We start from the raw sequence: 12,452 nt of genomic DNA, 5'->3' as shown, positions 1-12,452 counted from the left end.
TTGGGGCTTATGTTCTTAAGTGAGTATTCTTCTATAGAAGGAAGTGCCAATTTGGCGTCACAGAGGTGACGTGATGGCATGTCCAGAAGTGCCAGATTGGCACTTCTAGTTTGGACGTTTTCGAGCGGTGAGGTTCAACTCGTAGAGGTTTGACTTACCTAATCCGCGTCGTTTGATCTTCAGGAAATTCGCGTCCTCAAGTTCCTTGATCCATCTGACCACTGATCTCTTCCCTGTACCCATGTCGTCGGCCAATGTCTCTTGTCCAGGAAAACAGTGGTCGTTCTGCCAAGCATATTTCAAAAGCATGGCATAGGTCAGCTTTGCACCAACACTGACCTTCTTGCTGACCAATATGAAATTTGGAACTTGGGTAAAACCACCACCATTGGTGATGACGTCACCGCCTTTGAGAATGATGTTTCTGTCCCTGAGAATTTGCCCGATGTTTTGCGCGTCCATAGATGTGGTGATTATAGCATGGGCTCTATCGCTTTGGGCTGGATTAATTAACACTGCGGTTCAATGGCGGTTGGTTGTGATTGGTGACTGGATCAACTGGATCATGTGGCACCGGCGGCTTAAGGAACGCTTGATTTGGTTCCCCGCCAAGGCGGAGAACTTGGGTTTCCAGGTGGCCGATGTAGCGGCTCTGGCTGAGCAAGCTCTGCTGCCCTTCTTCGTTTTGCTTCGTGAAGAATTCGATTTGCTTGTCTCGCACGGCTTTGTCGATTTCCAGTGATCGCAGCTTTACCTCAAGTTCGCGCTCACGAGCAGACGGTGCGCTCTCGGTATGTGTGCGTTCGTCGGGGTGCGGACGGGTCTGCTCTTGTCCGAACAGGTTCGTACCTGTCCTCACCGGTTCGTCCTTCGTCTGCACGGGTTCGGACGGGTTCGCACTGGCTGGGACGCCTGATGTTTGACGCAGAAATTCCAGCTCTGACTGGATTTTGACATCCAGTGAAGCAGCTTCGACCATCCAGCGTTCGCCTGTTGGGGTAGTTTGTTTTTGGGATTCAACGTGCTCAAGCCGGCACCATGAGCGTATTGTTTTCTTGGTACGGTTTAGTCCTGCCGCCTGACTCACTGCGAAGGCTTGATCAACAGTTAGCCATTTGCGCGTTTGCGCATGTTCTTGTGTGTTCATAGCTGAATGGTAGCAGGGGAGCCTGCACCTGCACGGTAAGTTGTCCACACCGAAAAAGTCAGGAAAAATTAGAGACCTGACCCGATCGAAGTGGTGATCCCACCATGAGGCGTAGATCGGCTACGATGCTGTGTAAGTAACGGTCATGTTGAGGACGATGCAGATTATCAAGACAAATGTGGTGATTTTTGCGGCTCGCAGCATCGGTTGAAGCAAAGGATCATTGCGTAATTTCTGAATGAGTGGGAGCTGTTTGAAGTTTTGCGACATGGGCGTTTTCTTCCAGAAGTGTGCATTTCTATTGGTAAGGAATGACCAGCACATCGTTATGCTGGCCAGTCTTAATGTGAGCGCAATTTTACATCAGCGCTGAATGCCTCGGGTCTGCCGGTTGAAATACATTTCTCGGAAGCCCGAAGCCGTGAGTCCATCACGATTGATCCAGACCTAAACGTTCTGGCCAGCATCAATGTCGGCTTGGCTTCCCGCAACGGCGACAAGGATGCCACCTTGCAGATCAGTGTCCGTGATCCTAGCGACTTCGGTGGTGTCTTGATTGATACCCCATTGAGGTGTGGCTGCGATCCAGTAGCAGCCTTTGGCGCCTACCGATAGTTCAGGCAGGGAAAGGACGTAGTCGGCGGTTGGCGTCGTGCCGTCTAACCAGACGCCGGAATAGTCATGCGTCTGACCGCCACATCCATCCGCAGATACGGCCGTGGGCGCTATAGATGCAGTCAAACCAATGCTAGCCACGGCTAGAAAAACAGTCAATTTGCGTATCATGAAGTCCTCTCAGGTTGCTTCGCCAACCCAATGTTTGTGAGGAAATCCACAGGCCTCCGATGCAACACTATTGCCAATAGTGTACACTGAGCAAGATCAAGGCTTTATGAAGATTGCAGGGACAATTTGTCCAGCGTATGTTCAAGTTTCAATGCGCCAAATCCTTGTTGTGAAAGGGTTTCGCAGACCTGCGCAACACTATTGGCAATAGTGTTGCATAAAGATTCCACTGTCTAAACATTGCCTTGAACGCCCCAAACCCAAGGAATTGATGACAACCCCAGATGATACAACTAAAAATTCTATGCAGCTTTACAGTAGAACCAACAAGCGGCTGTACCTTAACGCGACTGAGCGTGATTTATTCTTCAAGGCTTGTAAGAAACAGCCCTTGGAACGCCGTGTCTTCGCTCTCACACTGTTCTACACTGGATGCAGACTATCCGAGGCACGTGCGCTTACACCAGCAGCGCTTCAGTTTCAGGAGCAAATACTATCCATACGAAGCCTGAAAAAACGTGATCAACACCATGTCCGTGAAATACCTATTCCACCTGATCTATCGCTTTTACTTCGTCAAATGTCAGCAAAGACCTCAGAAAACGCTCTATATTGGCGTGTTGATCGCGTGACAGCGTACCGGTGGATAAAGAACGTCATGACAGGCGCAGGACTAGAGGGTCCCCAGGCTTGCCCAAAGGGGCTTCGCCACTCGTTTGGAGTCCATGCAATCCAAAATGGCATTCAACTAGATCTCTTAAGGCGTTGGATGGGTCATGCCTCGCTGGAAACCACTGCAATATATACTAGGGTTATGGAGCTAGAGGAGATCGAGCTAGCCAAACGTATGTGGCACGGCTCGGCAAGCTAGCCAAGAATTGGAACGATAGGTCCACAGGATCTTGGGATTTCTCCTATATGTTGTATTCCCACCTTTGAGAGCAACTGCTAGTCTAACGAAAATCTTTGCTGGCCATTCCGTGGTTTCGGCTGAAACATCTAAGAAATTAAATTCGAAAGTATAGCGATGGTTATTTCGGTCAACACTTTGGTCTCAAACATTTTACCAAGCCAAACAGTCTTGCTCTTCGGGGCCGGGGCGTCTTTGCCATCCGGTGCTCCCAGTGTTGGGAAATTGATCAACGATTTGGATGCGCTGCTGACTGAAGATACGACCGGATTTAGTTTTGCTGAGGTTTGTTCCCTAGTGGAGCTTAAGAAGTCTCGGAAGGAATTGGTCCGACAAGTTCGCAACTCATTCAGGGGGCTTAAGCCTACAGGTGGGATCCAAAGCATAGCCGACTATGACTGGGTCTCCATCTTTACAACAAATTACGATGATCTTGTAGAACGGGGGTTCAGCAAGAAGAATAAGCAGATCCGAATTTATTCGACAAATTTTGATTTCGGAGATCCTTGTCCTCCCAACTCTACGCCGATCTTTAAAATACATGGCACAATTGGACTTGATGTTTCGGATGGTCATCGATCACGGATGATTCTCACTGAGGAAGACAATGATCTCGTGGAGGACTACCGAGAAGCTCTTTACGACAGGATGAAAAATGATCTGAATGCCAATGACGTCGTGATCATTGGGCAATCGCTTTCAGATCCCGACTTGGATGCTCTTGTTAAGCGGGCAATCCGGCTAAACAGGAAGTCGGGATCTGCCAAAAAGATCTTCCTACTACTCTATACGGAAGATCATAATCGAGCCTTGCTGATGGAGCGAAAGGGGATTCAGGTCGCTTTTGGTGGGATCGATGAGTTCTTCTTCGAGCTAGCCAAACAATCCGAACAACTTGTAGAGGTCATAGACAGTTCAGATGATCCAGTATCTGAACGCCCAATACTGAGGGCCATAACGCTCGACATTAAGCACCAGTTTGATCTGGGGAATGCTGATTTTGGGAAGATGTTTGCAGGAGGGGCAGCATCATACTGCGATTTGAGGGCTGGGTTTTGCTTTCAGCGCACCCAAAAAGACCGAATTGTAGGGAGACTAAAATCGACAGAACAGTTTTCAATGATCCTAGGCTCAAGCGGTGTCGGAAAAACAACGTTGGCCAGGCAGGTAGCTTGCGACTTAGTTGAGAGCGGTTATCTTGGTTGGGAACACAATCCAGATCGTGAGTTTTTTGCTCGTGAATGGCTCGGCGTAGCTGCGCAGCTACAACACGATGGCAAAGACGGGATATTGGTTCTGGACAATGCCCATCTTTATATCCAGGACATCAATCTTTTGGTCAATCAAATGAGCGACGAAGGCTATGTCCGGCTGAGATTAATCTTGGCTTCTGCTCGCAACCATTGGAAGCCGCGAGTAAAATCGCCGAACCTCTTCAAACTTGGCAGTGTTGTCGATCTGTCTTCGCTCGATAGCTCAGAAATAGGTAGCTTGCTGGCGTTGGTCGAAAAGGTGCCCGAGATTTCTAGGTTGGTAGATCGAAGCTTTCGTGGATTTACCCTGCAAGAGCGCAGACGAAGGCTGGTAGACCGTTGTAACAAAGACTTTTTTGTTTGCATGAAAAATATCTTTGCTAACGACAGCTTTGACACAATCATTCTTCAAGAGTTTTCTAGCATCAATCCTGATTATCAGTCTGTTTACAAAGCGGTTTGTGCACTCGAAAGTTTCGGTGTCAGGGTACACCGACAACTTGTCATCCGACTTCTTCAGATCAGTGCGCAGGACGTGTCTTTAGTACTAGGAAACCTCGAAGGCTTGGTCGATGAATATCCCATCAACTCGAGGGAGAGTATCTATGGATGGAGTGGCCGACACCCAGTAATTTCTGAAATAATTTCAAAGCATAAGTTTAATGCCCAAGAAGAGATTTACGGCTTGCTGAAGCAAGTTATAAAGAACATTTCCCCGTCATACGATGTCGAAATTAGAACGCTTCGTCAGCTTTGTGGGTTTGATGGCGGCTTGTCGAAGCTTGCCGATCAAGGGGAACAAAACGAACTTTTGAGGATGATGATTTCTGTCGCGCCGAAAGAACGGGTGCCAAGGCATCGGCTCATTAACAATCTTATCCGTTGTGGGAACTTCTCTGACGCAGAAACTGAAATCCGCGTTTTTGAAAATGATCTTCGTGCAGATGGCCCTGTAAAGCGTTACAAGGTTCGTCTATTGCTTGAGCGGGCTGTCAGCACAGTCGGTCTTATGATTGAAGATAAAGCAGCTATGCTGAACGACGCGTATAGCGCATCTAGTTCGATATTGTCCGGCGATAAGTTTCACAGACAAAATCTTCAGTTGCATGCAGACGTTTGTTTAGAGCTTTATCGAGTCTCTGGTGACTATGGTTTCGTCGACGAAGTCTTGGATGCTATGAAATATGCTGAAAGGGAAGTGGGCGATCCAGACATTACTAGGGCCATTCAGCGCTTTGAGCGTCGTGTGTCCCCGCCGTCTACGACTAACGCAGAGATGGATGTTGAAATCATCGAAGAGTTGGAATGAAAGGGCTATCGCACGGCCCGCTATGTCTTTCAGAAGGAGAATAGTTAGAACCTCCCCGATTTCGGGAAGGCTCTTTTTTTTTCCAATAGGTTAAAGGTCAAAAAGTTCGCCTTGACGGTCACGTTCTTCGCGCTCTCGCCAGTTCTTGTCATCGGCGGCATCATCAAGCCAAGCTTTGATGAACACCTCAAGCTGACCTGCACGCATTACCCGTTTTGTTGTCAGGAAGCGCGATCTGTAGCCTGTTTGAGTGACTGGCAGCGGACGGCTGCATCGCAATTCAATGTGCTGCGCTGTCCCGCCAAGCCAATCTGGATCGTATGAAACCTCGATCATGCGTCCTTGCCAGTTGACGTCCTGCACCAGTTTGGCTGCCATCAATATTCCTCGGGGAGCATGATGGTCAAAACACGCTGGGTCTTTTCAAGGTTTGCGGGTTCCTCAGATCCAAACTGGAAGTCCTGATCGTAGAGATCAATTTTCCAGAAGATACGTGTGCCGTTGTAGGTGAGACTGCCGAAGTCATGTTCACCGTGTGGATAGTTGTCAGTGCTGAAGTCATCAAACGTCTTGATTGCCGACATAAGATCTTCTGCAGTGTTTGCGTCATCATCAGACACTAGCGCTTGGATCCCTTGGGTGAATAACACGCGCCCAGGAATGCTTGGATCAAGCGCTCTGAACTTGTCGTTCTGGTCACGGATTGTCTGTTTTAGGAGGTTAGGCATTTTTCTTCCTCTCTCGCAGGCCACATCCGAAATGTTCGGACATGCCCATCGAGAGAGAAAACGCGCATGACTTCAGCCACGCGCGTTCATCGATCAGTCCTGAGGGTTCCAGATTGACACGAAGTCATCTTCGTTTTGAGAACCAGCCGCGCGGCCTAGGTTGGCATAGAGTGTTCGGTTGCCAAATTCGGGCGCTGCGAGGGACACACTGAGATAGTCGTTGCCGCTGAGCGATTTGCGCCACCATGCGGCACCGATTTCAACGTCACCAGCTATGACCAGATAGTCGGGTTGGGCCTCGGTTGTTTTCTGTTTCTTGGCAAACAAGATGTTCTGACGGATCGTCATGGTTGCGAGACGGCCTTCATAGGTGCCATCAGGTTTACGGGTTACATGTCCAATGGCGGGCATGATGCACTCCTCTTTGATTTTATGGGAAAAACCGGAAAGTTCGGCTTGGCCTATCATACCATGTATTAAGTGATTACCAGAGGCCAGTGCGCTGTCAGGATAGCAGCGACGCAGCTTCCAGTTCGTCTGGGATCTTTTCTTTGGTCGCCATTGTGGGAGACTTCAATGCGGACAAAAGTTCGAGTTGATTGCGCAACTCAAAGCGGCTGTAAAGGTCGGAAAATACCTCACGTACCGTCTGTGGTTTCAGTCCGAGTGACGCTGCAATTTCAGCCAAGGTCAGCCCTTCGCTGAACAACTCAAGGAGTTGCAGTTGGCGATTGCTGAGATCAAACGGGTTAGAGAGATAAGACAAGTCTGCACGCTGCGGCACAAGCGGCTGCAGGCTTACCAGGCAATGCTTTGCCATCGGCCATGATGACACCTGCAATGCAAGGGGAGCGCCCATACAGCCATCATCCGCCCTCAATGTTTGGCATGGTTGCCCTGAAACGACGTAGCGCAGCGCCATGCGAAAGAGGTTAGATTGCTGCGGGGAGTGCAGGCCAATCCGTGTGCTGGATTTCAAAAGCGCAGGATGCTTTGCAATGATCACCTGGGCGGCAGATGATTGCTGGGAAATATTTGCATGAACATCCACAACGGCGACGGCGAGATCAAATTTTTCAGCAAGCAAGAATTCAGACTGACTCGCAGCTTTGCAGCATCGATCAGTGCCATGGTTTATGTCTTGCCGCTTTGACAGTTTTTTACCCTCGATATCGACAGTTGGATGCCGGTGTCGTGGGTTAGATAGGATGGATTGGAGCACTGAAGCGAACGGCAGAACCGAAGTCCTGCCGAAATTTTGAATTTAAGTAACTGTTTGGAAAGGTAATTTTATTCCTCTGGAAGGAATCCTTCCGGTTGGACATAGAAGGTTTGTGTGAAGACTTCGCCGTTTACGACGATCCTGACGACATATTGGCCAACCTCCAAAACACCTGGACGCCAATACGTGTAACCGGGCCATGCCGCATCATTGAAGCTTGTGCGTCCCGCAATTCTTTCGCCGTCTAGAATCCACCAACGATCAAACGGGGTGCCATCTTCCGCATCGCCAAAGTCAAAACTCAAAAAGACTTCGTCGATGCCGTGGACAAAGACCGAAACATGCTGCGTGCAGTCTTTTAGTTCGTCGTCAAAATAGGGCGCATCACAGATCCGCATGTTGCTTACGGCTGGCGATGATGCCGAACCTACCCACCACCAGAACAGGCCTGCCACCAAAACCACGATGACCCCGATACCACCCCATATTGTCTTTGGACTTGAGTGCTGAGACGCGGTATTTTCCAATGCTTGGGTGAGGTGCTTTTCTGGTGCCGGTCGCAATGCTGCTTGCTCACTGCGTTTGGCGCTGTGCCGTGCTGCAATAAGCGCTTCATACCATGCGGTGCGCACCGGTTTGTTGTCGCCAGCAATGACCCAGCTGAGTTTGCGGATTTTTTCTGGCGACGGCATGTTTGACTGACTGCGCCAATTCTCAATGGATCGCTTGTCGGGGCTACCGTCGAGTGCCGTTTCCAAAGATGCTGCAGTCCAAGGCATAGAGGTGCCATCGGGATGCTGGATATTGCCCAAGCCGCGCGCCCAAAAGAAGTCAAAGAGTTCCGAAAAGCTCAAATCGTCTGGAGGGAGCTGGGATGTGTGCTGATAGTCCGTTTCAGAATCTTGGGCCTTCATATTGCTCGTCTTTGATTATCAAATTCTTGATTGCAACTTTTGCGGGATAGGTAGCTGCAATGCAAACATCTTATTCTGGTGGAATAAGGGCACATCCCCACACCTGTCGGTTTCCTTTTGCCCTTTGAATTCAGACGTTGGTCGCAGATTAGCAGAGGAAGCGACTGACATGAGATTTGAAGTGACAGGGAAGAGCGAAGAACGGGTTGGGTTCATATTCAAAAAGCCGATTTATTGTGCTCGAACGGAGATCCACTTGACCGATGACGAGTTTGAAGCGCTTAAGTCGATGGCCAGCACAAAACAGTGGCGCATGTACCCATTGGGCGAAATCAGCATTGGTGAGAAAATTCGACGCGAGTTTCCGATGGAGATGGCTTATTCATGGGCCAAGAAAACAAAGTCGATCAGCAATAACGTACGCACCGCACTGCCGGAAGAGCGCGAGCTGCAAATCTCTGAGATGAAAGAACTAGCGTCGAACCTGAAGCAAGTTTTGGAAGCGCGGCTTTCGTCGCTCGAAGCATCTGACGATGATGTTGCCATTGAGCTCTGATCGATGTCGGACAGTGATGTAAACGTTAAGCTGGCAATAATTGTCGGCAGCGTCTTGGGTGTCATAGCGCTTGGCTATGTTGTGGTCTTTGTCATCGTTCCTGCGTTTCTGTTGGCGGCTGTCATTGATTTTGGGATGAGACAGAGATACAACTCAAAGCTCGTGCAGGTGCGACAAGGCACAGATCTGCATGACACGCCTCATATCCATAACTTTGATGTCCGCCTCGTGGATCAACAGGTCATGATCGCGTGGATTGCCGATCTTCCAAACGGCAGTCACTTGGATATCTATCGGGTGACAGAACATGGTGGCGGGTCAGTCAGTGACTTGGAGGCACGGGGCATTTGTATCCATTCAACGACGAGGGAGCTGACAAACAGCAAAGATGAATTGTTTGTCGATGTTGGTTTGCCAGATGGAACCTATTTTTACGTGCCCGTTGTGTCGGGGCTATCAGTGGAGCGAGAACCTCTGCCGTATCACTTTTTTGATTTCGCAAGGGATGTACAGTTCCGCACGCGACGCACCAACGTTGTCCTACGCGGCGATGCGGTCGCGATTATTGTAACCCCTGATGTGGTCGAAGCCATTCCTGATCATCGGAATTTACCGGCCAGGATCGCGGACGATGTCAAAGCGCATATCAAACAGCGCCGCCAGTTTGCTGCTGATCTGGACGAAGCGGTTGCGCAGATCATGACAGATGATGATTTTTCTGAGCATGAAAACAGTTGGCTGTGGAGTTGTTGGAAACCCGAGCTGATGTGACATGAAAAAGCCCTATGACGGCGTCACGGGGCTTTTTACGCGGTTAAGATCCGCGTGTTGCGCGTTTGAAATGTGTAAGTGCATCGACGAGGTATTCCAGCGTCAACGGGTCTCTGTCTGGAGCGCACTTCAGCACATTCTCCCACGCGGCATTCAGATCCTTCAGAATGTTCCAGAGCATATCACGTGCATCTGGATGCGTTGCCCAGGCCAGCCCGCCTTCTTTGGCAGTGATGATATCGCGAAACAATTGTGCAATATCAGCACTCGTTTGCAGCTGGGTGATGCGTTCGCGCACCCAGGGCAAATCAACATCCCAGTCGCATGCAAGTTGCAAAAGAAGGGCAGTGTAGCTGTATCGGCCTTTTGGCGCGAAACCTTTGGTGGCGTCTTTAGGATCGGATTTCGAAAGAACAGTCATAGTGACCTCCCATGTGTCATGAACAGTGGGAGCCGAGGTTTTCGCCAGGCTCCATGCTGCTCACGACCGGGTAATTGACGGTCACAATGCCTAATAGAATACAACAAAAGCAGATATTTGGCAAACTTGACTTGGTGCTTGGAACCGTCGCTGAGGATGTCGTAAACGGGTTGGGGCAGAGAATGGAAGCCCCCGAAATCATCGCGCCCGAAAAAGCACGACAGCGCCATATGCACATTGTTGGATCAAACGGATCGGGGAAGAGCCGGTTCATGCGTTCGATGATCCAGCAGGACATCGCCGAAGGGCGCGGTCTGTGCTTGATCGATCCTCATGGCACACAGTGTCAGGATGTTCTGAAATGGTTGTCGCAGCGACCGCGCCTGCTCAAACACCGCAAGGTGCGATATTTTAAGATCGGTGGCGGGGAAACGACGGTCGCGTTCAATCCTTTGGCTCTCACGGATCCTCGACATGCGCACGCCACAGGAACGCGGGTTGCAGATGCGATTGGCAGGTTGTTCAGCGAAGAGGAATTGCGGCATCAACCCCGCACCCATGAGGTGTTGGTGCTCTTGCTTATGACGCTTGCTGAGGCAGGCCTGACACTTGCTGATTATCCGCTGCTACTAAACCCCCGCTATCGACCAGATGTGCAGCCGTTGATGGATCAACTGCAAAACAGGTTGGCAAGGGAACAATGGTCGCTGCTGACGCGCTACAAAGACAATGATTTTCTTGAATATGTATCGTCGGTGGCAAGGCGCTTGTTCACTTTGATGGCCAATCCTGTGATCGGGGCGACGTTTTCTCAAAGAGTCGAGACCATCGATCTTCGCGCTGCGATGGATCAGGGTGAGATTTTGCTCTTTGACTTGAAGGACACTGAAATCTTTGATGCGGATTCTGCACAGCTCTTCGGGTTGTTGCTGATTTCCAGCCTGTTTGGGCAATCCAAACTGCGGGATAACACCAAGTCCTATTTTTTGTATTTGGATGAGGCGCACCGGTACCTATCGGGCAGCAACGTTTCTGAAATGTTCGAAGAATGCCGCAAGTACGGTTTGCACATCGTTCTGGCGCATCAGAATCTCGGCCAGCTCCGTGACGCAGGGGAGCGGGTGTTCTCAACGGTCATCAACGAAGCTGATGTCAAGGCCGTCTTCTCAATCAAAGAACCTGAAGATGCGACCTACCTTGTCAGGCTGCTTTATCGAGGTGGGTTGATTGATCCCAGCAAGATCAAAGATGTGCTGACGAAACCGACTGTCGTTGGATATTCGATTGGGTATCTTGAAGGTCAATCAATATCAGAAAGTTCGGTGTCTGGGTCTGGTCAGAACAGCGTCGCTGGTAGTGCCATCAGCCTGACACCCGATGCAGGTCTTTTGACATCACCAACTGCGCTGGGACAGATGACCTCTGAATCCTCAAGTGACGTGTCCTCTCATGCTAAGGGAACTGCGACGTCCCGTTCCAAGGCGCAAACTTTGATGCCCGTCTTGGAAGACCGTGCGTCAGGGACGTGGCCCATTGAAGAACAAGTATTTGTGCTGGCCGACGATCTTGCGAGCCTGCCGACGCAATACGGGGTCATTAGCATCGGCGGTCGCATCAACATGAAATTCCGTGCATTGGACGCACCTGACGAAGTGGTTGCGGCATCTGCATTCAATCGGTTTCTGGAGCAACTAGAGCAGAATAACCCATATCTTACGCTGGTAGATCAGGATCAGGTTGTCGAGCCCATGCTGCCTGGCAGAGCGCCACCGGTAGAGCCGGATTTCTTGGAATGACACGGTGGCAGACACGGCAGCATTTGCGCGATCACCCCTGATGTAGTAAGATGTATACATATGCATCAAGCAGGTATTTACATGGCCGAACGATCCGTCATTTCAGTGCACACCAAACCAGACGTCTCCGAACGTTTGTCGCGTCTGGCCAGTGCCACGCAACGCTCCAAATCATTTCTGGCGAACGAAGCTATCGAACGTTATCTCGCAGCCGAAGAACAATTCTTGGCGACGATAGAGCAACGTGTCGCCGGTATAGATGCTGGAGAGGGAATTAGCAGTGCGGCGCTTCTGGATCGGTTTGAAGATCGTATGAAAGCGAAGTTTGACCAGCCCTCATAATGAAGACTGTTATCTGGAGCCAAGCGGCTGAGTTAGACCTCGCCGACATTGTTGATTTCATCGCAATCGACAACCTCACGGCAGCAATGGAACTTGCGCAACTCATCGTATCTGCAGTTGAGAATAACCTGCCAGATCAACCCCACATGGGACGGCCAGGTCGTGCCCACGGAACACGGGAACTCGTCGTTCACAAGAATTACATTGTTATCTATCGGGCGACTGAGAGCCAAATTCAGGTCTTAGCCGTCATGCACGCGGCGCGGTTTTTCCCTGCAAACGGTTAGGGAAGCAAAC

Annotated in this window: 16 protein-coding genes; 7 read left to right on the top strand and 9 right to left on the bottom strand. The window is 50.1% G+C overall.

The annotated features are described in order from the left end of the window. Positions 1-105 precede the first annotated feature (105 nt). From ACIRQ6_RS09435 to ACIRQ6_RS09425, 3 genes are all read right to left on the bottom strand, one after another. The gene (locus tag ACIRQ6_RS09435) at positions 106-462 is read right to left on the bottom strand and encodes a helix-turn-helix domain-containing protein (protein ID WP_420860336.1); all 357 of its coding nucleotides are present in this window, start codon (positions 460-462) and stop codon (positions 106-108) included. Between the two features lie 43 nt (positions 463-505). Beyond that, on the bottom strand, positions 506-1,147 hold the full coding sequence (locus tag ACIRQ6_RS09430) for a hypothetical protein (protein ID WP_420860335.1): 642 nt from the start codon (positions 1,145-1,147) through the stop codon (positions 506-508). Between the two features lie 447 nt (positions 1,148-1,594). After that, positions 1,595-1,933, bottom strand: a complete 339-nt coding sequence (locus ACIRQ6_RS09425) for a hypothetical protein (protein WP_420860334.1) — start codon at positions 1,931-1,933, stop codon at positions 1,595-1,597. A 271-nt stretch (positions 1,934-2,204) separates the two neighbouring features. Between ACIRQ6_RS09425 and ACIRQ6_RS09420 the strand changes: the two genes are divergently transcribed. After that, positions 2,205-2,804: a tyrosine-type recombinase/integrase gene (locus ACIRQ6_RS09420; RefSeq protein ID WP_420860333.1), complete on the top strand. Its 600-nt coding sequence runs from the start codon at positions 2,205-2,207 to the stop codon at positions 2,802-2,804. A 156-nt stretch (positions 2,805-2,960) separates the two neighbouring features. Continuing rightward, complete coding sequence (locus ACIRQ6_RS09415; RefSeq protein ID WP_420860332.1) at positions 2,961-5,405, top strand: SIR2 family protein; 2,445 nt, start codon at positions 2,961-2,963, stop codon at positions 5,403-5,405. A 90-nt stretch (positions 5,406-5,495) separates the two neighbouring features. Here the strand turns inward: ACIRQ6_RS09415 and ACIRQ6_RS09410 are convergent, their stop codons facing one another. The 5 genes from ACIRQ6_RS09410 to ACIRQ6_RS09390 all read right to left on the bottom strand — a co-directional run bounded on the left by ACIRQ6_RS09410 (position 5,496) and on the right by ACIRQ6_RS09390 (position 8,269). Next, positions 5,496-5,783: a hypothetical protein gene (locus tag ACIRQ6_RS09410; RefSeq protein ID WP_420860331.1), complete on the bottom strand. Its 288-nt coding sequence runs from the start codon at positions 5,781-5,783 to the stop codon at positions 5,496-5,498. Next, positions 5,783-6,133, bottom strand: coding sequence for a DUF3768 domain-containing protein (locus ACIRQ6_RS09405; protein WP_420860330.1), 351 nt, complete (start codon positions 6,131-6,133; stop codon positions 5,783-5,785). Before ACIRQ6_RS09405 ends, ACIRQ6_RS09410 begins: the two co-directional genes overlap by 1 nt. A 93-nt stretch (positions 6,134-6,226) precedes the next feature. Further along, positions 6,227-6,544 carry a DUF736 domain-containing protein gene (locus ACIRQ6_RS09400; RefSeq protein ID WP_420860329.1) on the bottom strand — a complete coding sequence of 106 codons (318 nt, stop codon included), beginning with the start codon at positions 6,542-6,544 and terminating at the stop codon, positions 6,227-6,229. A 94-nt stretch (positions 6,545-6,638) separates the two neighbouring features. Next, entirely contained in the window at positions 6,639-7,220 is a 582-nt protein-coding gene (locus tag ACIRQ6_RS09395; RefSeq protein WP_420860328.1) for a helix-turn-helix transcriptional regulator, read from the bottom strand. 203 nt (positions 7,221-7,423) lie between these two features. Next, a complete protein-coding gene (locus ACIRQ6_RS09390; RefSeq protein ID WP_420860327.1) occupies positions 7,424-8,269 on the bottom strand; it encodes a hypothetical protein in 846 nt (281 codons plus the stop codon). A 169-nt stretch (positions 8,270-8,438) separates the two neighbouring features. On the opposite strand from ACIRQ6_RS09390, the gene ACIRQ6_RS09385 reads away from it, so the two are divergent. Both ACIRQ6_RS09385 and ACIRQ6_RS09380 read left to right on the top strand, forming a co-directional pair. Next, positions 8,439-8,825: a hypothetical protein gene (locus ACIRQ6_RS09385; RefSeq protein WP_420860326.1), complete on the top strand. Its 387-nt coding sequence runs from the start codon at positions 8,439-8,441 to the stop codon at positions 8,823-8,825. Between the two features lie 3 nt (positions 8,826-8,828). Continuing rightward, positions 8,829-9,596: a hypothetical protein gene (locus ACIRQ6_RS09380; RefSeq protein WP_420860325.1), complete on the top strand. Its 768-nt coding sequence runs from the start codon at positions 8,829-8,831 to the stop codon at positions 9,594-9,596. A gap of 43 nt (positions 9,597-9,639) precedes the next feature. Here the strand turns inward: ACIRQ6_RS09380 and ACIRQ6_RS09375 are convergent, their stop codons facing one another. Beyond that, positions 9,640-10,017: a hypothetical protein gene (locus ACIRQ6_RS09375; protein ID WP_420860324.1), complete on the bottom strand. Its 378-nt coding sequence runs from the start codon at positions 10,015-10,017 to the stop codon at positions 9,640-9,642. 134 nt (positions 10,018-10,151) lie between these two features. Here ACIRQ6_RS09375 and ACIRQ6_RS09370 point away from each other — a divergent pair, with 134 nt between their 5' ends. From ACIRQ6_RS09370 to ACIRQ6_RS09360, 3 genes are all read left to right on the top strand, one after another. Continuing rightward, positions 10,152-11,813 (top strand): type IV secretory system conjugative DNA transfer family protein, encoded by a 1,662-nt coding sequence (locus ACIRQ6_RS09370; protein WP_420860323.1) that lies wholly within the window; start codon positions 10,152-10,154, stop codon positions 11,811-11,813. Positions 11,814-11,894: 81 nt separating this feature from the next. Then, entirely contained in the window at positions 11,895-12,155 is a 261-nt protein-coding gene (locus ACIRQ6_RS09365) for a CopG family ribbon-helix-helix protein (protein WP_420860322.1), read from the top strand. Then, positions 12,155-12,442, top strand: coding sequence for a type II toxin-antitoxin system RelE/ParE family toxin (locus ACIRQ6_RS09360; protein WP_420860321.1), 288 nt, complete (start codon positions 12,155-12,157; stop codon positions 12,440-12,442). Before ACIRQ6_RS09365 ends, ACIRQ6_RS09360 begins: the two co-directional genes overlap by 1 nt. Positions 12,443-12,452: the final 10 nt, after the last annotated feature.

The organism is Algirhabdus cladophorae, assembly GCF_044772865.1.
GTDB classification, from domain to species: domain Bacteria; phylum Pseudomonadota; class Alphaproteobacteria; order Rhodobacterales; family Rhodobacteraceae; genus Algirhabdus; species Algirhabdus cladophorae.
This window is presented reverse-complemented; position numbering and strand designations above follow the sequence as displayed.